12 protein-coding genes and 2 pseudogenes are annotated in these 19,899 nt (G+C 56.5%); 2 read left to right on the forward strand and 12 right to left on the reverse strand.

Annotated elements, in window-relative coordinates; translation table 11 throughout:
* Positions 1–200: 200 nt before the first annotated feature.
* The 5 genes and pseudogenes from LJU29_RS26550 to LJU29_RS26565 all read right to left on the reverse strand — a co-directional run.
* A pseudogene (locus LJU29_RS26550) lies at positions 201–725 on the reverse strand (IS5-like element ISPsy2 family transposase); the annotation flags it as partial.
* A 171-nt stretch (positions 726–896) separates the two neighbouring features.
* Positions 897–2,105, reverse strand: a complete 1,209-nt coding sequence (locus LJU29_RS26555; RefSeq protein WP_257111424.1) for an IS91 family transposase — start codon at positions 2,103–2,105, stop codon at positions 897–899.
* Between the two features lie 1,123 nt (positions 2,106–3,228).
* Positions 3,229–3,348 (reverse strand): annotated as a pseudogene (locus LJU29_RS29805) (type III effector); the annotation flags it as partial.
* A 1,320-nt stretch (positions 3,349–4,668) separates the two neighbouring features.
* Positions 4,669–5,196 (reverse strand): DUF2778 domain-containing protein, encoded by a 528-nt coding sequence (locus tag LJU29_RS26560; protein WP_257111425.1) that lies wholly within the window; start codon positions 5,194–5,196, stop codon positions 4,669–4,671.
* 23 nt (positions 5,197–5,219) lie between these two features.
* Positions 5,220–5,720: an Hcp family type VI secretion system effector gene (locus LJU29_RS26565; RefSeq protein WP_019740153.1), complete on the reverse strand. Its 501-nt coding sequence runs from the start codon at positions 5,718–5,720 to the stop codon at positions 5,220–5,222.
* Between the two features lie 215 nt (positions 5,721–5,935).
* Here LJU29_RS26565 and LJU29_RS26570 point away from each other — a divergent pair, with 215 nt between their 5' ends.
* Positions 5,936–6,916, forward strand: coding sequence for an IS5-like element ISPsy2 family transposase (locus LJU29_RS26570; RefSeq protein WP_054078085.1), 981 nt, complete (start codon positions 5,936–5,938; stop codon positions 6,914–6,916).
* 281 nt (positions 6,917–7,197) lie between these two features.
* Here the strand turns inward: LJU29_RS26570 and LJU29_RS26575 are convergent, their stop codons facing one another.
* From LJU29_RS26575 to LJU29_RS26590, 4 genes are all read right to left on the reverse strand, one after another.
* On the reverse strand, positions 7,198–7,581 hold the full coding sequence (locus LJU29_RS26575; RefSeq protein ID WP_257111426.1) for a BglII/BstYI family type II restriction endonuclease: 384 nt from the start codon (positions 7,579–7,581) through the stop codon (positions 7,198–7,200).
* Positions 7,582–8,000: 419 nt separating this feature from the next.
* Positions 8,001–8,489: a YjaZ family protein gene (locus tag LJU29_RS26580; RefSeq protein ID WP_257111427.1), complete on the reverse strand. Its 489-nt coding sequence runs from the start codon at positions 8,487–8,489 to the stop codon at positions 8,001–8,003.
* A gap of 425 nt (positions 8,490–8,914) precedes the next feature.
* On the reverse strand, positions 8,915–10,123 hold the full coding sequence (locus tag LJU29_RS26585; RefSeq protein ID WP_257111428.1) for an IS91 family transposase: 1,209 nt from the start codon (positions 10,121–10,123) through the stop codon (positions 8,915–8,917).
* Position 10,124: 1 nt separating this feature from the next.
* Positions 10,125–10,406 (reverse strand): hypothetical protein, encoded by a 282-nt coding sequence (locus LJU29_RS26590; RefSeq protein ID WP_257111429.1) that lies wholly within the window; start codon positions 10,404–10,406, stop codon positions 10,125–10,127.
* A gap of 156 nt (positions 10,407–10,562) precedes the next feature.
* Here LJU29_RS26590 and LJU29_RS26595 point away from each other — a divergent pair, with 156 nt between their 5' ends.
* Complete coding sequence (locus LJU29_RS26595) at positions 10,563–10,877, forward strand: HU family DNA-binding protein (RefSeq protein ID WP_005758826.1); 315 nt, start codon at positions 10,563–10,565, stop codon at positions 10,875–10,877.
* A 105-nt stretch (positions 10,878–10,982) separates the two neighbouring features.
* Here the strand turns inward: LJU29_RS26595 and LJU29_RS26600 are convergent, their stop codons facing one another.
* The 3 genes from LJU29_RS26600 to xopAD all read right to left on the reverse strand — a co-directional run bounded on the left by LJU29_RS26600 (position 10,983) and on the right by xopAD (position 19,362).
* Positions 10,983–11,294: a type II toxin-antitoxin system RelE/ParE family toxin gene (locus LJU29_RS26600; protein WP_053486599.1), complete on the reverse strand. Its 312-nt coding sequence runs from the start codon at positions 11,292–11,294 to the stop codon at positions 10,983–10,985.
* On the reverse strand, positions 11,291–11,542 hold the full coding sequence (locus tag LJU29_RS26605; RefSeq protein WP_004643047.1) for a type II TA system antitoxin, ParD family: 252 nt from the start codon (positions 11,540–11,542) through the stop codon (positions 11,291–11,293). The genes LJU29_RS26600 and LJU29_RS26605 overlap by 4 nt, the downstream gene beginning before the upstream one ends.
* Positions 11,543–12,000: 458 nt before the next feature.
* Positions 12,001–19,362: a XopAD/skwp family type III secretion system effector gene (xopAD, locus tag LJU29_RS26610; RefSeq protein WP_257111430.1), complete on the reverse strand. Its 7,362-nt coding sequence runs from the start codon at positions 19,360–19,362 to the stop codon at positions 12,001–12,003.
* Between the last annotated feature and the right edge of the window lie 537 nt (positions 19,363–19,899).

Here is a 19,899-nt window from a genome sequence, read left to right on the forward strand (position 1 = left end):
TTACTTGGTTATCACTTCAATCGAACATTTAAAATCGAAGTGCTCACGACCTAAGGAAGGTCTGAAGTAGCCGGATGTTTTCCGGCTACCGAGTCCTCAGCACTTTTCAAAAAACGATGCATGTCGAAATTTGCTCAATTATCTTCGCTTTTTAGCTCTTTCGGCCGCTGCAAAGCCTTTTGCGGTAACCATTTCCTGCATTACACGCGCACCTCTCCTGCGCTCGCCAACAAATGTCGGCGGGCCATCCACAGGTTTGACAGGGCGAACAACGTCACCATCTGCGCGGTGTTCTTGGCCAAGCCCCGAAAGCGCACTTTTTCATAGCCAAACTGGCGTTTGATGACCCGAAACGGATGCTCGACCTTGGCGCGAACCTGGGCCTTGGCCTTCTCGATTTTGCGGATCGCCTTGTACAAAATACTGCGTTTTCCATGCTTTTTGTAAGTGCTGCGGCGGGCGGCAATCTGCCAAATGACCTTGCGCCCAGCGTGTTCTTCGCGCTTCTCGACCCCGGTGTAACCTGCGTCGGCGCAGACTACGTTTTCCTCGCCGTGCAGCAGTTTGGCAACCTGCGTGACGTCTGCCACATTGGCCGCTGTTACTACCACGCTGTGCACCAGGCCTGACTCGTCGTCGGCGCCGATGTGAGCCTTGGCGCCGAAATAGTACTGGTTACCTTTCTTGGTTTGATGCATCTCAGGATCGCGTTTGCCATCCTTGTTGATGCATAGGAATTTCAAAATGCCTATGCATCAGGCTGACGCTATGGAAGGAGGCGTCATGCCTTCATAGCGATGTGTAGGAAGACGCTGATGCAGTGAAAATCCCTATCAGTAAGCGTTAATGCAGGTTATTTCACCGCGAAGCCTAGGTGCGGACGCACCTACCCCCTGTCAGGGCTTCACGTACCTCATCTGCGCAATCGCCTGAGCGTTGAGGATCAGTCCCTGCACCGTCAGCCCGTTGATTGCCGCCGTGTATACCATCCGCGCGCCACACAGCACGCAACGGAACGGATCGACGTTTAGAAAGGCTTTGGCCATCTGCACAAAATACAGCTTTGGTACCGGTCCTGGCGTCGTCATCTTCAGTGCTTCATAGACCTTCGGCAGGTACTGCCCGCAGACCCGATTGGCCAGAAAACCAAAATACCGGATCATCCGGAAATGCTTCTCCGGGATGTGCTGCACCCCCCGGCGCAGCATGTCGGCCTTGCTCAGCGTTTCCTGCTGATAGGTCTGTGTGCGGTGATCCAGGTAGGTGAAGCTCAACGTGGCTCCAGAGGTGTAATGCGCCAGACGACTGCCCGAGATCGGCGGTTTTTTCAGGTAGCGGCCCAGGTAATTGACGGTCTTTCGGCCGTTTTTCGTCTTCTTCGACAAGTGGATGTGCCAGTGCTGGCCGCCAGCGGTCAGTATCAAACGGCGCCAGTCGCTTTCACAGAGGATGTGGGCCAGCTGCGGCGGCATCGTCAATTGCGAAAGCGGCTGTCCCAGCAGGTAATCGCGCACCAGCCACATCCAGCGCCGCCGCAGGGCCTCTTTGTGGAACGACAGATTTTTCCAGACGCCCTGCTCATCCAGGCCGCCCGCGGTCACCGACAGGTGGACGTGGGGATGCCAGTTGAGCCGCCGGCCATAGGTGTGCAGCGCCCCGAAAATCCCGACGCGCAAACCGCGCCGCTTGGCGGCGTAGATCAGGTTATCGGCCGCCAGCCGAAACAGCGCATCGAGCAGCCAGCGGTTGTAGAAGAACAGGGACCACAGCGTGTCGGGCAGCGTGAACACCAGATGCTGCCAGGGGCAGTCGGGCAGACGGTTGTTTTGCACGGCGATCCACTGGTCGGTGGCCTTTTTGCCGCAGGAGGGACAGGCCCGGCAATGGCAGGTGTTGCACAGGTATTTGACGTGCGGGCAGCTGTCGTTGCCGCAGGTGTAGTGTTTGACGCCCAGTATCGAGGTGCCGCAGGCGAGCATTTTGCTGATCGACTCCACTTCGATTTGGCGCAGACCGCCGGCTTCCAGCAAATCTGCCCAGCAGCCGTTGGCCGTGAAGAGGTTTTTGAGCGGTCGAGGTGTGTAAACAGGCGGTGCAGAGGCCACGTCAGCAGGGAGGCTCCTCATCGTGGTGAATGACGGCGGTGATGGCGAATCCGCCTGGCCCTTCTCTCATCGAAACGCTTACGCAAGAAGCGTCGGGAAACATGTCGTTCACGCTGCTGATTTTCAGCGGTTCCGGCGCTGGCTTTACCCATGCTTCTTGTCTCGAGCCTAAAACTTCATGTTTTTTTGATGCAGATCAATAAAGACCCTCTGGACCTATTGCTGATGGAACCAAATCGCTGGCTAAGCTAACACAAGGCCTGTGTTACGGAAAAATTGCGAAAAAGAGACGATTTGTAGATGGTGGGATTACAGAAGACCGTAATTCAGTTACAGCGCTTTGTGATCCTCAATGGAATGCAATGATTTGACCCTAGCGGGTCACTATGACTTTTTATTCAAGGAGAAGTTCAATGGTAAGAATTAATAATTGGAGCAGCAATCTGGATGCCTACAGGATACTCCAAGAAGCGCAAAGTTTGACTGAGGAGCTTCCTCACTTCGATACGGCTTTTCCCATTGAGTCTGAAAGCATTGCGCCACCGGAGCATCACAACCATCGCTACCGTATTGGACAAGAGGAGCACCGTGTCAGATATCTTGCTGCAAACAGGAATACGTGCCGCCCCCTCAGCACGTGCGTTCGGAAACGCCAGAGGTAACAGTCCGCGAAACTGAAACAAACAGGCTTATGCTTAAAAGCTTCTGGATCTTCGGTGCGGAATTTGAATAGATATCACCTTCCTCTCAGCGTCAACTGCTCAGTTTCCAAACTCTATCAGCAATCACGGAAGAAGCACATGACCAACTTTTTTACCTCGTAAACCCCAATGATATTCGGATTGATCGGAAGTCGAATCCCCATACGGCTACAGCGCGAGGTGCCGGTGGCGAACCGGTATTGACAGTTCCCGCCAGCCTGCCTGACGAAGAAATAATGCATGCGTTAGACACGTTCAACCTTGTTTATGCGCAGGGATTTGAACTTATCAAACGGCAAGGAGTATAAAACCGTAAAGATTCATGTGTAGGAACCTAAAAATTCCTACGCATGAATAACGCCGTATTTCGCAAGGGAGCCGCTGATTTATTCGATTTTTCGCCTCGGCGATGCTCTGGAGGCCTTGACTGCCGGATGGTCAGCGATGTGTTCGATGACTGCTTTGTCGATCCTGCTGTTGCGCTGGATACCACTGAGAGCCTGCGGGTGTATCTGTGCCGAAATTTCCGCCCCCGCCGCCACGGCGCTATACGTACATGAGGTGTGCCCAGCACTGGTTAGCGGTGAAGATGTTTTTGAGCGGTCGAGGTGTGTAGGCTGGACTCATCTGAAGCAGCAGCGGTGGGTAAGCAGGCTTCATGGTGATCAATAATGGGCCTCATGACAAAGCTCAAATCGATGTTTCTGCTGCTACGCGATCGCAAGAACGGGCGATTTGCAGCCGCAGGCTGCCCTGTTCAAGCCTGAACAGGCAGAACCAACGGGCGCGTAAACACCAGAGGTCATGACTGATCACCTTGTAAGGCGTTAGGGCGAGGATCATGAGCGGATAAAAGGATCAATGTGCACTGCCGTCGTTGATGTGAAGCGGGTTGGACCTGCGTGAGGGATACCTGAAAAATCGTATGGGAAATTCAGTCCCGATTAGCGAACGAGGCCCTCACGTGCGTCTTTCATCAGGGTCCGAGCGATCAGCTCAAGATGACCGTTTGTAGTACCGCAGTCCTTCACCTTCTTTCAGTCGATCCGGCACATGCAGCGGAGTCAAACAGAAACTATTGGGCTTGTGCTCAATGGGGAAGCCCTTGTAGTACGATTTTGTCCGTTTTCTCTATCGACCCCAATAACACCCCGAAAATCGGTTCGATAAACTCGTTCAGCAAATCAGAGTTCGCTAATCCCCACCACCTGAGGGGATTAGCGAACTCTAACCATGTCTTAAGTGCGTTTACGGTTCCATTGCTCCCCGGCCCCCTAAACCCCGCCTAAATCATCGGTTTTCAGTCGCATTTAATCCTGGTCGGCCGCTCTCGATTGCAGGTCGAAGTGGGTGGATGCAGGTTCGTTTGCAGTAAATGCTGGTTCGCGGTGCCGGATAGACGCAATCAATCCCGGTCGAAAAACGCAATGATTGCAGGTCGGGACCATTTCGACTGAAGGTTGTTACACCTACGTGACTCATAAGCCAGATCAGTTAACGCCTACAAAGCTGTAGCCAAGATCAATTCAGCACGTAGGTCAATTCAGCATCAGCGACAACAACTTTATAAGTTATGAGTGATTTCTACTTGTTAGAAAGTCGTCTGGATATTATTCGTGACAGCAGCCAATATAACGCAGTGACTAAAATTAAGGAAGTGACGATTACTATATCAATTTTCATTCCCTCTGCATCTTCGCCTCCGTTAATGCCAAAGAAATTCTGCAGGCTAGTATCAATAGCATTGCCTATCGAAGTGTCTAGTCCGGCCTGAACCAAACCGCTAACTATAGCGGTCCTCGCGACCAAGGAAGCTACGACTAAGATCGCAAGAAATTTGAAGATAGCCTTTATGGCTCGCATTATCTCTCTCCCCTAGGATCAATGACGTCTAAAATCCCATAATATTTTTTTGTAGTGCCCGGAATCATATCTCCAGGCATATTACGTAAGTAGATTCTTAACTGTTCAAAACCAAGTTTTGACGGCAATGTTACACAGCCCTCGCTGACTCGCATGGGGCCCGCCGGATGCAACCTAAAACTTCCCCTGGTCACATTATTAATAATTATTTCATCGTCAATGCTCCCGTCGTCTCGATAAAGAGAAAACCAATCATCCCGATCAGTGCGCGCGAATAAATCATGAATCGGATCTCTAATCCAGCCCAGCCTGCCGCCGTGTTCCCTGTCAAGTATATAATACCGCCCTGGAGGTAGAGGCCCGTTTTTCGCGTTGCCTACTTCATCTGGATTATTGACGAAATCAGTCTTGCCGGAAAAAGCCTCATAGCTCTGGTTATCGCTGCACTTTAACAAGCTGGTAGCTTGCCCTGTTAGCTCGAATGTGCAATAGGCAATCTTATTAGTATCAATAGTAGGGGAGGCCATGGAAAAACTCTCCTTTTTCTAGTTTAGGCATATACTTTATTAGCGATACCGTCCCAACCACCAACAACCTGACCACCGCCCTGACCATCGGCACGCTTTTGTTGCGCGTATGTCATTTTCATACGGCCATAATTTAGGCGCACCGTCTCCGTAGGAAAGCCGCCTTCAACGTTACCGTTCCCGTTAAGCGATACGGAAGAAATAATTACTTCTTCTAGTTTAATTTCCAAGTACTTGAACTTTTCAGCTCCAGCGCGATTAACTGCGATCGTGACCTCGTTGAAGTGTTTCCCACTGCAACAAGCCTCGTGAAGTTTAGGCGTTGACTTGTCTACGGCCTTACGAAAGAACAGATCGCTCATACGAGCGCGCCCACCTATGGCCCCGCCAGCGCTGGTGGCAGTGGCTGACGCAGATTGGCTTGCACCCACGTCGAAATCTTCCATTTCGATCCAGTCCTTGAACTGGGTGTCAAGTGCTTCGCCGGGAATGCCTTCTATTTTTAAGTATGCATCAAAAGCCATATTTAACTCCTTCAATATTAGTGAGCAATTTTCTGTAGATTTTAACACGGCCCGATAGCTTCAGGTATCGCGATACGGTAAGCAGATGGCTAAAATATACCCTTTATTCCTTGGGCCTGTTCTTAGTGTGGTGTTTCAGAAATGCTAAGGAAACTCTGAAAAAGACTTCCTAATTTGGCAAAATCTCCGGACACCAGTCGCCGAGCTTTTCGATGATGAAACAGATGACCTTCGCCGACGCCGAGTATGCCGGCAAGCGCAAGCAGACCCGTAAGGAATTGTTCCTGATCGAGATGGATCAGGTGGTGCCCTGGAAAGGTTTGATTGCCCTGATTGAGCCCTATTATCCAAAAGGAGAAGGTGGCCGGCCCGCCTACCCACTGATGGCGATGCTGCGTGTTCATCTGATGCAGAACTGGTTCGGCTACAGCGATCCGGCGATGGAAGAAGCGCTGTATGAGACGACCATCCTGCGTCAGTTTTCAGGCCTGAGCCTGGAGCGAATTCCAGACGAAACCACCATTCTCAACTTCCGTCGTCTGCTGGAAAAGCACGAGTTGGCGACCGGGATTCTCGGCGTAATTAATGGTTATCTGGGCGACCGTGGCTTGTCGTTGCGTCAAGGCACCATCGTCGATGCCACGCTGATTCACGCGCCCAGTTCGACCAAGAACAAGGATGGCAAACGCGATCCTGAGATGCATCAAACCAAGAAAGGTAACCAGTACTATTTCGGCGCCAAGGCTCACATCGGCGCCGACGACGAGTCAGGCCTGGTGCACAGCGTGGTAGTAACAGCGGCCAATGTGGCAGACGTCACGCAGGTTGCCAAACTGCTGCACGGCGAGGAAAACGTAGTCTGCGCCGACGCAGGTTACACCGGGGTCGAGAAGCGCGAAGAACACGCTGGGCGCAAGGTCATTTGGCAGATTGCCGCCCGCCGCAGCACTTACAAAAAGCACGGAAAACGCAGTATTTTGTACAAGGCGATCCGCAAAATCGAGAAGGCCAAGGCCCAGGTTCGCGCCAAGGTCGAGCATCCGTTTCGGGTCATCAAACGCCAGTTTGGCTATGAAAAAGTGCGCTTTCGGGGCTTGGCCAAGAACACCGCGCAGATGGTGACGTTGTTCGCCCTGTCAAACCTGTGGATGGCCCGCCGACATTTGTTGGCGAGCGCAGGAGAGGTGCGCGTGTAATGCAGGAAATGGTTACCGCAAAAGGCTTTGCAGCGGCCGAAAGAGCTAAAAAGCGAAGATAATTGAGCAAATTTCGACATGCATCGTTTTTTGAAAAGTGCTGAGGACTCGGTAGCCGGAAAACATCCGGCTACTTCAGACCTTCCCTAAAGGCTAAGTGATCGAGCGTGAACCGTTGAGAACGCACACAATCGGGGCAAACTGGCCAAGTCAAATGCAGGCCGCCATGGACGTACTTGACAATAACAGCGAGAGGATGATTTCACAGGGTTATTAGATAATTATGGAGCGATTCCGATAACAACTAACGGAACTGCAGGAATTCCCCTGCCCTGACGTATAAGATTGTAAAGCTCCCCTTCGTAATACCCAGGTCCTGATGACATTTCTGTTTGCAAAGATTTCATAGGCAATATTTCTATTCCTATATCAATTACATCACCCACATAAAACGCCATGTGCTTAACAAATAGATCGTATGCAACGAAAGAATATTTTCCGAACTGAACTTCTACCGCCACCCTGTCCTTTACAAAGTCTGTTTGATTATAAGATGAGATCGGCACAAAACCTGCGTCTTCAATCTCTTTTTTCTGTTCATCACGACTAAGGTGCATTGTTTTTGGGGTGGATAGAGAGAACGGACAAAATCGTACGCTAAGCATTCGGCCTGCCTGGCTGAGGTCACACATGCCCCATGACCAAAATTTCTGGGATTCTGGCTTACACCTACAGGCAAGAAAAAACCCGCGTTGGCCTAAGCGGGGTTTGGGGGGCAACGGAACAGAAAGTGAATTTAAGCCCTAAAAGCATAGGTTATGCAGGTGATCGTTCACGGCTAAGCCTCCAAACCTTATGTTGCCAAGCTTTTTGTCAATTGAGTTGACACGTACGTCATCTTTTTTGATATACTCAAGGTGTCGTCACAGACTGGAACTTCGGAAACGAGGGGTGGCGATCCGGAGGCCGAAATGCCTCTCCGAGCCTTGGCTGGATAAGCACGAGATGTGCGAAAAGGTAGACCTTTAACGAGATTCACAGAGAGCCCTGACACGTAAGTGTTGGGGCTTTCTGCTTTTCGGGGTTAGAGAATGATGCCTTGGGCCCGCTGGCTCAACACCCAACTCAAGTTGTGGTGAGGTCCTTTGTGCGGCAATCCGGAACGGCCCCACTGATCAACGCCGTACGCGGAAATCACTAGGATTTTAAGCGTGTCTACGGTGCTCTCCGGTTTGGTAATCTGAAAGAACAGCGCGTAATCGTACAGATCCATGCAGAAGTATCGGCGTTGCCGCTTGTGGTCATGATAAAGAGTTACACGGGCATCAAGCAGCCGATTACGTATCCAGGGGTCTAACTCTTTGCTCGCTTCCCAGCGAGTCGGAGAGAAGGAGCGACGTTCGCCACGATTAGAAATCAACTTGCCGTCGTCTTTTTCATCGGTAAAGCAATGGAACCCGAAGGTGAAGTGGACGGTGATATCGCGCTCATCGACTTTATAAACATGTGTGAACGGCTGCAAATGCGCCATGCTGTAGACTCGTCCATTGTCGGTGATGTCTGTCCAGCTCATCTGCCACTGCCTTTAAGGTGAGCCTACAGAATACGGAAAAAATCGTACGGTAAGCAATGTCGGCAGGAGGCAGGCCCTCGTGCCGCTGGGCTGTGTCCGAATAAAGTACACTCTAAACTGACGTCAGGGCACCTGCTAGCAATCCGTCAGTTTAGGGCCATGAAACTATAATTTTGACACCTGATAGCAAAGGTTATAGATTTTATCCTTACACAATCGGTAAAAGTCTCGACTTTTGCGCTTGATGCATAGGAATTTCAAAATGCCTATGCATCAGGCTGACGCTATGGAAGGAGGCGTCATGCCTTCATAGCGATGTGTAGGAAGACGCTGATGCGTTACTTATGCAGTGAAAATCCCTATCAGTAAGCGTTAATGCAGGTTATTTCACCGCGAAGCCTAGGTGCGGACGCACCTACCCCCTGTCAGGGCTTCACGTACCTCATCTGCGCAATCGCCTGAGCGTTGAGGATCAGTCCCTGCACCGTCAGCCCGCTGATTGCCGCCGTGTATACCATCCGCGCGCCACACAGCACGCAGCGGAACGCATCGACGTTTAGAAAGGCTTTGGCCATCTGCGCAAAATACAGCTTTGGTACCGGTCCTGGCGTCGCCATCTTCAGTGCTTCATACACCTTCGGCAGGTATTTCCCACACACCCGATTGGCCAGAAAACCAAAATACCGGATCATCCGGAAATGCTTCTCCGGGATGTGCTGCACCACCCGGCGCAGCATGTCGGCCTGGCTTAGCGTTTCCTGCTGATAGGTCTGCGTGCGGTGATCCAGGTAGGTGAAGCTCAACGTGGCCCCGCAGGTGTAATGCGCCACACGACTGCCCGAGATGGGCGGTTTTTTCAGGTAGCGGCCCAGGTAATTGACGGTCTTTCGCCCGTTTTCCGTCTTCTTCGACAAGTGGATGTGCCAGTGCTGGCCGCCAGCGGTCAGTATCAGACGGTGCCAGTCGCTTTCACAGAGGATGTGGGCCAGCGGCGGCGGCATCGTCAATTGCGAAAGCGGCTGTCCCAGCAGGTAATCGCGCACCAGCCACATCCAGCGCCGCCGCAGGGCCTCTTTGTGGAACGACAGATTTTTCCAGACGCCCTGCTCATCCAGGCCGCCCGCGGTCACCGACAGGTGGACGTGGGGATGCCAGTTGAGCCGCCGGCCATAGGTGTGCAGCCCCCCGAAAATCCCGACGCGCAAACCGCGCCGCCTGGCGGTGTAGATCAGGTTATCGGCCGCCAGACGAAACAGCGCATCGAGCAGCCAGCGGTTGTAGAAGAACAGGGACCACAGCGTGTCGGGCAGCGTGAACACCAGATGCTGCCAGGGGCAGTCGGGCAGACGGTTGTTTTGCACGGCGATCCACTGGTCGGTGGCCTTTTTGCCGCAGGAAGGACAGGCCCGGCAATGGCAGGTGTTGCACAGGTATTTGACGTGTGGGCAATGCTCATTGGCGCAGGTGTAGTGTTTGACGCCCAGTATCGAGGTGCCGCAGGCGAGCATTTTGCTGATCGACTCCACTTCGATTTGGCGCAGACCGCCGGCCTCCAGCAAATCTGCCCAGCAGCCGTTGGCCGTGAAGAGGTTTTTGAGCGGTCGAGGTTTGTAAGCAGGCGGTGCAGAGGCCACGTCAGCAGGGCGGCTCCTCATCGTGGTGAATGACGGCGGTGATGGCGAATCCGCCTGGCCCTTCTCTCATCGAAACGCTTACGCAAGAAGCGTCGGGAAACATGTCGTTCAGATACGTTGTCTGGCAGCAACTACAAAGATCGACATTACCGAAAGGATTGATATCGAAGAAAAAGTCGGTATCGGGAACGAAGGTGGTATGCCCGGCGCGTTGGAGACGGGTCTGCTTTGCCTTGGCTTTTGCCCGGCTCGCCCGTTTACGTTTTTTGGTCTCTGACGCCATGTGTAAGCCTGTGCTGAGGAGGGATCGACTCGATTTCGGCTATGATAACCGATTTCAAAATCCCACAATTTGCAGCCGCAGGCTGCCCAGTTCTCGGCCCCAAGCTGACCCCTTACTCTGCAATCCAAATGAACTTGATAGGGAAGGAACACCATAATGTCTCTGACTAAAGACCAATTCATCGCCGGTATCGCAGAAGCTATCGACGCGCCAAAAAACACCACGGGTAAGGCTCTTGATCAATTGGGACAGATCGTTGCCGACCAGCTGGGCAACGGTGCAGAAATCACTCTACCGGGCATCGGCAAACTGAAAGTGGCAGAGCGCCCAGCCCGCACTGGCCGCCACCCCTCGACTGGCGCTGCCATCGAAATCGCTGCCAAGAAAGTCATCAAGTTCGTCCCGGCCAAGAGGCTGAACGACGCGATCAACAACGGTGCGCCTCAGAAAAAGGATTTTGAAGTACGTTAAGCTGAACTGATTTCAGTCTAATGGCCGGAATTGTGGTGACGGCCGCTAGGTGTAGCGGCTTGCAATCGAAAACAGCCGCTATTTCCATCATGGCTACCCAGACTATTACTCTTTGAGCCGATCAACCAGTCGTGTCATCAGATCCATGCGCTCATGGAAAATAGCCACGATCAGAGCAGGCGCTCCCTCACGCGGTAGGCAGAAGACGTAATGATGCTCGTACCGCCCCATCCGTAGAGCCGGAAAAAGCGCACTCATGTCTTTGAACACACCCCGGCCATCGGCGAGGTTGGCGATCCCCTGTTCCAACGTAGCGATGTAGCGGCGCACCTGCGCATCGCCCCATTGCTTACGGGTGTAGCGGACGATGCCCCGCAGATCGGATTCTGCCGCAGCGGTGAGAACGTAGCCGGTCAAGCGCTGCCCTCGATCAGTTCTTCATCGAGAATTTTGCTGATGCTCTTGGCAGACACATTGCCGGTAAGTCCCTCGTGAATACGTGCGCCGAGCAGGGTTCTCAGTTCTTCCCATGCCTGATTGGCATCAGCATCGCCCGGAAACAGTCTTTCCAGCGCATATTGCTTGATGGACTTGCCCTGCAAGGCAGCCAGCGCTTTCAGGCTTTGGTGCTGCTGGTTTGTTATGTCGATGGTTAAGCGACTCATGGGATAACCTCCAAGACTACACATTCCCACATTAGAACATATGTGCTAATGGAGCAGGCGGTTATACATGGTTACATTGACGCAGGTTGTCGTAAAACACCTGTTTGGCGTCAATTCGCACCAGTACTCGCTTCCCGCCCATGACGGAAATTTCTGGGATTCCGGCTTACCGAGCGATCAGCTCAAGATGACCGTTTGTAGTACTGCAGTCCTTCACCTTCTTTCCGTCGATCCGGCACATGCAGCGGAGTCAAACAGAAACTATTGGGCTTGTGCTCAATGGGGAAGCCCTTGTAGTACGATTTTTTCCGAATTCTGCGGGCTCCCCATCAAGGTCCGCGACGAGCTGGCGCAACCTTAGTCGGTCAAGGCCAATGGCGCTGACCTACTCATCGTCACGAAGCACCCAGCCCGCTTTTGAAAAAGCCCACCGGCTCAGGAAGAGGCTATCAAGGGGGTCATCGAGTTGGCACCCTCTGCTGTGACAGCGTCACTTGCGGTGTGCTGCTCACGCCTGCACGGAATTTTGCGGCGTCTTTGCGATTGTTTGGTTGGGATTTGAAAGCCGGAACCGTGATTGCCAAGGCCGGGACGTTCTCCTCCTCCCAGTCGTCGATATCGTCGCACTCTGGCGGCGAAGGCACGAGTCTGAAGGCGTCTTGCGCGGGCGCCTGCACTTCTCGCTGGTCAGTCAGTGGGGCACCCTGAAGCTGCAGCGCATAGCCGTGCTTGTAAAGATCATGGAATTGCTCCTTGAGCCTGAAGGTGTCAGGCGTGTGGAACTGGATCTCCCAGAGCGCGCCTTCGGGACTGCGCATAGTGACATTGACCGCTTTAAAGGCTGGCTTGTGCTTGGCAAACAGGTTGTTCAGCTTGACGCGCACATGGCCCTGATCGTCCAGCGAGGCCAGCACACCGCGCAAGCCAGCGGTGAAATCCTGCGGATCCAGTACTACGCTGTAGCGCAACGCATCGTTCACGCCGGCCACGGCTTCTTCCAGGGTCTTGTTTTTCACAGCCATCTGCTGCTTTAGCTTTTCCTTCAACGAGCCGACCGACTTCAGTTGATGGTCCATGCCCGCCAGTTGCCCAGCATGGGACTCGGCGACGCGCCTCAGCATGTGAGTGACCCTAGGTTCCATCTCGCGAGCACGCTTCAGTAAGCTCTGCGCCTCAAGCGCAATGTCCTCTGGCTGCACGGCGCGCAAGCGCTCGGCGGGCGGTGGCGGTGGGTCGATCAGGTCTGCTTGCTGCAGCGAGTGTAGCGCGTCTTGCATGACGCCCGCAGCCATCGTCGGCATGTTCTGCAGGTCCATCTGGGTCTGCTCGGCGTCGAAGCGACCATCGTGCATGGCCCGGGCAGTCACCTTGCCATACGGTACGCTGCGAACCCGATCAGCGAACCCTCGCTCGGATCGTTCGCACGACTCAACGATCTTGGCGAACAGCGCAGTGCCGGTGTCAGACTTCAGCGCATCGGTGCCCACCTTGATCGCGATGGTGAAGAGGTTGCGCATGCTCAGTTCCGGCTCTCCAGGGATGAGCCCCGGTTGCCCTGCCGGGAATTGCGCGTGCGAGAGCCTGCACACCGGGTAGTTGTCGATGATGGCGTGAATCCGTGCCTCAGTATCAGGCGCAGCAAGGTACGCCTGGGCGAGGCGTGGGAAGGCCTCGCCCAGCGCATCCGGCAATGGCGGCATTTCGGCACGCGATGATGCCCCCGGCTCCAGTCGAAGCAGTTGTGCATGCAGGAGCTCGGCGGCTTCACGTGCCTCGGGCAGGTGGGCGCGCCCGATGGCGTTGTATGCCTGGTTGCGCAGTTCCGTCAACACCTGAGGATCTCTGGCTTTGCTGTCGAGTGCTACACGTAGACCGTTACGCAGGTCGCGCTCAATGCCGTCATAAGTGCCGAACATCATATTGCGCGCCATTGCCTCACGCAGGTGGTCAGGCTGCGCCATGAAGCGCGCTGCCAAGGTGCTGGCCGCCCCCATGATCTGGCCGCCACGTTGCAGAGACATGATCTCGGACAGCCGCCCCGCCTGGTAATGGCCGTTGTCAGGATCAATGGCCGGCGTGGCCGTTTTCGGCGGCTTGAAGGAACGTGGCTGGCCGCGGCGTACCTCGCGATCGGCCATCTCGCGCGAAATCAGCGCGGCCAGCTTGGGGTAGCCCGCGTACACGAACGCGTCGTCGCCGTCGGTGTCCATGTTGCGCTTGCGCAGTTCCGGGATAGGCAGTGCGCCCATGCGTCCGGGCTCCACGATGTCCTTGAGCCGCAGGCTGCCGGTGGTGAGCATGTCCTGCGGCACGGCACTGCGGTCGCGACCGGTCGTCCAGCGCGATAAGGTCTTGAGGTCCTCCTTCGAGCAGGCCAGATCCATGTCCGCAAAATTGGCTGGCCAGTTCTTTGATGGCACCACGATGAGCATGCCCTTGCTGTGCAGCATCTCGGCGTCGCTGCCCGATCCGTCGTCGAAGCCAGTGTAGCTGTACTGGATACCAAAGGACTGCGAGAGGAATTCGGCGGTGGCGTCGCTCTGCGCCACTGTCGCGACGCGTTCTTCCGGCACGGGCAGCAGGTTCTCCTTGTCATAGGGCGGCTTGCCGATCAGCAAGGCGCCGCCTGCGGCGTCGAAGGTCTGGCTGCGCTCGCTCGGTAGGTGCACCTTGTCGTCGGCAGCAGGCACCGCCCTGACTCTTTGGCCCTGGTAGCCGCCGCTGGTGGCCAGTTCGTATAACGTGAGTTGACTCAACTCCGACGGCAGCGCCTGCAACCGGCGCTGCATCGCCTCGTGCGCCTCCTGCAGTGCCGCCTCGTCACGTGGGAAGTGCTGCAGCGCCTGCGGTGCCAGCCGCGTGGGTCCCTTATCCTTGGCAATAAGGTCACGCTGCTTCTGGCTGGCCTCACCGGCCTGCACTGCTTGCCAGGCAGAGAAGTACTCACGGAAGGCCGGTATGCGTAGTGCCACCTCCAGCTTCAGGAAGCCGCAACCATCGTTGGGGCACAGCGCCAATGCATGCCCGTCCGGTGCTGTTGGCTTGAACGGGTGCGCAGGGCCGCTGACGTCTTCAAAAAATCCCAGACGCAGTGTGCCCTCAATGACGTGATCGGTCGGCACCATCTCTAGTAGCGAGCGCTGCATCCGCGACCAGTCTTCGCGCTGCGGGGCAAGCTTGGCGATGAGCTGCATCAGGCTACTGCCCGGCGCGGTGTCTGTATAGCGCATTGCCGGCAGCAGCGACGGTGCTCCGGATGTGCCGGACAGCAACTGGGCGGGGCGACTCATGTGGCCTCGCGTGGCGCGGCTGCCGCCGAACATGTCAAAACGCCAGGGTTCGTCCTGGTAGGTGAGCGTACGCGCGAGCATGAACGTCGAAATTGCCCCAGGCAGTTGGACCTCCACCAGCGGCAAGCCCGTCAGCCGTGTAAATAGCGAGTACGGCTTGTTCGTCTCGGTCGCATTGGTCGACACTTCCTTGCCGCGCAGATCGACCACGATGTGGGTCGTGCTGCCGTTGCCGGGTGCCGGAGCAACGGGCTCGCCGGGTGCCGACCGCATGCTCAGGCGCCCGGCGTCAAGGTCGAACTGGCTCGGTGGATGGGCCTGCGTAATCTTCGCTGCTTCCTTCGCCATGCGCAGGTCCAGGGCGTCAAATACGATGTCACCGGCCTCGATCTGCGCGATCAAGTTCCAGCTCATCTCGCCGAGGTCCTCCTCGATGGCCTCGCGTGTCCGCTCCAGCGTCCTGTCAACCCATTTCCCCAACTCTTCGCGACGTTGGCGAATTTCCTGGCGCGAGCCTTCGATGTGGCGCGGCTTGCATTGCCGGCTCACCATGCTGTAAGCCTTGAGTACCTGGAAGAAGGTCAGCGCCGGGCATCGAGTGGCGTATTGTTCGAGGTCGGTCGAAGACGGCGGGACACCGCCGGTAAGGTACAAGTCGATCTTGCGCTCGATGATGGGCTGCAACGTATTGAACACGCGCAATGCGTGCCCCCGATGGCGAGAGGTCAACTCTGGGCTGCGGATCAACGGCAAGAATCCCATGCACAGGCTGCCGAGCCCCTCAAGGTTGGTTTCCCGTAATCCGTTTTCCTGCGCGAGCACCGCAACCCGCTCCAGGGCCGACCGAGCCAGCGGACGCATCTGGCGATGGAGTTGCGCCGATGAAAGGGCCTTGAAGAGCATACCAATGTCTTGCGCGGAGGCAGACTCAAAACGCTCACGGTGCAGCTCCAGGTGCCCGGCCATTGCCAGCAGTTTGGCGCGTCCCAAAATTTGGAACTGTTCCTCATCCAGGTGCAGCAGACGGGACATCGCGTTGGCCACCATGGCGAGCCCACGCATCTCGAACTGCTGCCACGGCAACTCTGCCGAGCCGACGCGTTCGGCGAGCAGCAACACTGCCGAATGACATGCCGGCCTTCCGAGGCATCTGCTCAGCGCATTGAGCGACACAGCCACGTGGTGCTCATCCATGGCTTGTCGCAGATCGTTGTCCTCCGCCAGCCTGCCGGCCAAGACATCGGTAGCACTCTCGCAATTCGCACGTTCGGGCCATTTGCTCAAGGCGTTGAGTGCTTGAGTCACGCCGATATGACTGAGGGCGTTGCGTAACTCGCGATCATTGGCCAGTCGCGAGGCCAAGGCGTCAGCGGAGGCCTGGCTAACGTCCACGTCGGGCCATTTGCTCAGGGCGTTGAGCGTGTTGGCCACGCCTTGCGGGTTGAGGGCGTTGAGCAAGTGGCGATCATTGGCCAGTCGCGAGGCCAGTGCCTTGACGGCGGCAGTGCAGTCCGGCGTGTCGGGCCATTTACTCAGGGCATTGAGCACGTTAGCCACGCCTTGCGGGTCGAGGGCGCTGAGCAAGTGGCGATCATTGGCCAGTCGCGAGGCCAGTGCCTTGACGGCGGCAGTGCAGTCCGGCGTGTCGGGCCATTTACTCAGGGCATTGAGCACGTTAGCCACGCCTTGCGGGTCGAGGGCGCTGAGCAAGTGGCGATCATTGGCCAGTCGCGAGGCCAGCGCGTTGGCGGCGGCAGTGCAGTCCGGCGTGTCGGGCCATTTACTCAGGGCGTTGAGCGCGTTGGCCATCTGTTGCGGGTTGAGGGCGTTGAGCAAGTGGCGATCATTGGCCAGTCGCGAGGCCAGTGCCTTGACGGCGGCAGTGCAGTCCGGCGTGTCGGGCCATTTACTCAGGGCATTGAGCACGTTAGCCACGCCTTGCGGGTCGAGGGCGCTGAGCAAGTGGCGATCATTGGCCAGTCGCGAGGCCAGTGCGTTGGCCGCGTTCGCGCAATCCGGTGTGTCGGGCCATTTGCTCAGGGCGTTGAGCGCGTTGGCCAGTTCTTGCGGGGTGAGGGCGTTGCGTAACTCGCGATTGTTGGCCAGTCGCGAGGCCAATGCGCTGGCGACTGCCGCGCAGTCCGGCGTGTCGGGCCATTTGCTCAGGGCGTTGAGCGCGTTGGCCAGTTCTTGCGGGGTGAGGGCTTTGCGCAAACCGCGCTCGTCGGCCAGCCGTGAGGCCAGCGCGTTGGCGGCGTACTTGCTGTCTGGCGTGTTGGGCCATTTGCTCAGGGCGTTGAGCGCGTTGGCCACACCTTGCGGGTTGAGGGCGTTGCACAACCCAGGGGCGTCGATCAGCCGCGATGCCAGCGCGTTGGCAGCGTCCGCGCAGTGCGGTGTGTCGGGCCATTTGCTCAGGGCGTTGAGCGCGTTGGCCAGTTCTTGCGGGTTGAGGGCGTTGCGTAACTCGCGATTGTTGGCCAGTCGCGAGGCCAATGCGCTGGCGACTGCCGCGCAGTCCGGCGTGTCGGGCCATTTGCTCAGGGCGTTGAGCGCGTTGGCCAGTTCTTGCGGGGTGAGGGCGTTGCGTAACTCGCGATTGTTGGCCAGTCGCGAGGCCAATGCGCTGGCGACTGCCGCGCAGTCCGGCGTGTCGGGCCATTTGCTCAGGGCATTGAGCACGTTGGCCACGCCTTGCGGGTTGAGGGCTTTGCGCAAACCGCGCTCGTCGGCCAGCCGTGAGGCCAGCGCGTTGGCGGCGTACTTGCTGTCTGGCGTGTTGGGCCATTTGCTCAGGGCGTTGAGCGCGTTGGCCACACCTTGCGGGTTGAGGGCGTTGCACAACCCAGGGGCGTCGATCAGCCGCGATGCCAGCGCGTTGGCAGCGTCCGCGCAGTGCGGTGTGTCGGGCCATTTGCTCAGGGCGTTGAGCGCGTTGGCCAGTTCTTGCGGGTTGAGGGCGTTGCGTAACTCGCGATTGTTGGCCAGTCGCGAGGCCAATGCGCTGGCGACTGCCGCGCAGTCCGGCGTGTCGGGCCATTTGCTCAGGGCATTGAGCACGTTGGCCACGCCTTGCGGGTTGAGGGCTTTGCGCAAACCGCGCTCGTCGGCCAGCCGTGAGGCCAGCGCGTTGGCAGCGTCCGCGCAGTGCGGTGTGTCGGGCCATTTACTCAGGGCGTTGAGCGCGTTGGCCATCTGTTGCGGGTTGAGGGCGTTGAGCAAGTGGCGATCATTGGCCAGCCTCAAGGCCAGTGCGTTGGCGGCGTCCGCGCAGTGCGGTGTGTCGGGCCATTTGCTCAGGGCGTTGAGCGCGTTCGCGACGCTCTGCCCATCCATCGCATGACGCAAGCGTCTGTTGCTTGCAAGCATATCAGCAAGCAAGTACGCCATGGATTGGCAGTCCGGATTGTCGGGCCACTTGCTGAAGGCATTGAGTGCCAGGCCGATGTGCTGCGCGTCCAGAGACGATCGGGCAGAGTGGTTACGTTGCAAGTGACGCGCCAGACGAGCCACCGCGCGTTCACACCTGCCGCTGTTGAAGTTCTTGGCGAAGGCGTTCAAGAATAGGACTGAGTGGCGGCCATCCAGTCCCGATAAATCATCTGCCTGATTGAGCTGTCCGGCGATCCACGCGATTGCATCCATGCACGCTTGCTGGTTCGGATGCTTGCTCAGCTTGTTGCCCACATGGGCCAGCTGCGTCAGCGATGCACCGTCAAACCACTTGGTCTTGCAGAGATACTGCGCCGCAACCTCCGTGCAACGATCGAGCTCGCTATGCGTTACGCCTGCCCCTGTGGCGCGCCTTGCACTGGCAATCATCAGAAGGTATTGGTCGAGCCACTGCGCATTGGTTTGCGCGTTGACGCTCTCATCCAGGAAAGGCAGCGCCAGCCCGCAGCCGATGTGACGCGCCAGCGCGTTTTCCTTTGCCACCGACACGCACAAGCGAGCGTTGTGGTTCTGAGGTACTCGGCTGGGGGCACTCAGCCATTTCCGATACCGCTCTCGCTGTTCCTGCAGCTGCTCTTTTGCAGCTGGATCGAGCTGATGTTCGGCCTGGTGAAGATCCGCCGCCGTCCACTCCAAGTCATGCATTGGCCGCTTTGGCTGCCGATACGGCTCTCGCTCTTCCCGAGGTCGTTTTCCTGCCGCCCGGTCGAACGTGTGTTCGGCCAAGCGCGCCTCCCAGCCATGCGTTGTTCTTTGTGGCCTACGATGCGATGACGATGCACTGACGTCAGCGGGCGCTCTGTCATGGGGCCGCTCGGACTTGGTACGATGTCGGTCGGTGATATCGTTGCGCAAGTGCGCGTGAATGGTAGGCTGTTGCCGAGCGTCCCTGTCCCGTGCGCGGCCACCGGCTCCAGGTTCATCCTGCTCCACCCGTCGCCGTTTGGCCGGCTGCCGCTCATTGCAACTGTTGCCGGTACTGGCTTCCGGCTGATCCCCGGTCCGCTTGAGCTGGTCCTCTTCACTGAAAGACCGGTTTGTGCTCAATGCGTTTAGATTGACGTTGGGGATTCTCATGTCTGCAATTAGTCCATCCGAATGTAGTCGTTGTCACGGTTGAGTTGCACTGGGCCGTGTTTCTTGGCGGTCAAGGCGTTGTTTGCTGACGCAATACGACCTTTAGCTCTTGCACCTGATCTTCGTACCGACGCTGATATTTGAGCGAGGATCCGCTCCTCCAACAGGGCCGCCTCAGTGGCGCGTCCAGCCAAGGTGCCGTTTGGCCGCTCACGCCTCGCGTTCGAACTGCAGTGATGTCTCTGCGCGGCTGTGTAATGAGCGAGCCAGCCTCTTGCCGGGCCTGCTGAGCGGTTGGCTATTTTTGCAGCGTTCCTTAAAGAGGTTTTTGACCACTGACGCTGAAGTTATGTAGCCACCAAATTTTCATTAAAAGTGTCGCGTTGTGTGGCCTTTTGGACGGATTTGGTTCCTTGGGAAGGTCTGAAGTAGCCGGATGTTTTCCGGCTACCGAGTCCTCAGCACTTTTCAAAAAACGATGCATGTCGAAATTTGCTCAATTATCTTCGCTTTTTAGCTCTTTCGGCCGCTGCAAAG

This window comes from Pseudomonas ficuserectae (assembly GCF_024584585.1).
Classification (GTDB): Bacteria; Pseudomonadota; Gammaproteobacteria; order Pseudomonadales; family Pseudomonadaceae; genus Aquipseudomonas; species Aquipseudomonas amygdali.

Bases quoted from the DNA above. Each gene is read 5' to 3' on its own strand.
- LJU29_RS26560 (WP_257111425.1), bottom strand. From the start codon at position 5,196: ATGGCCTCCCCTACTATTGATACTAATAAGATTGCCTATTGCACATTC.
- LJU29_RS26565 (WP_019740153.1), bottom strand. From the start codon at position 5,720: ATGGCTTTTGATGCATACTTAAAAATAGAAGGCATTCCCGGCGAAGCA.
- LJU29_RS26570 (WP_054078085.1), top strand. From the start codon at position 5,936: ATGAAACAGATGACCTTCGCCGACGCCGAGTATGCCGGCAAGCGCAAG.
- LJU29_RS26575 (WP_257111426.1), bottom strand. From the start codon at position 7,581: ATGCTTAGCGTACGATTTTGTCCGTTCTCTCTATCCACCCCAAAAACA.
- LJU29_RS26580 (WP_257111427.1), bottom strand. From the start codon at position 8,489: ATGAGCTGGACAGACATCACCGACAATGGACGAGTCTACAGCATGGCG.
- LJU29_RS26590 (WP_257111429.1), bottom strand. From the start codon at position 10,406: ATGGCGTCAGAGACCAAAAAACGTAAACGGGCGAGCCGGGCAAAAGCC.
- LJU29_RS26595 (WP_005758826.1), top strand. From the start codon at position 10,563: ATGTCTCTGACTAAAGACCAATTCATCGCCGGTATCGCAGAAGCTATC.
- LJU29_RS26605 (WP_004643047.1), bottom strand. From the start codon at position 11,542: ATGAGTCGCTTAACCATCGACATAACAAACCAGCAGCACCAAAGCCTG.
- xopAD (WP_257111430.1), bottom strand. From the start codon at position 19,362: ATGAGAATCCCCAACGTCAATCTAAACGCATTGAGCACAAACCGGTCT.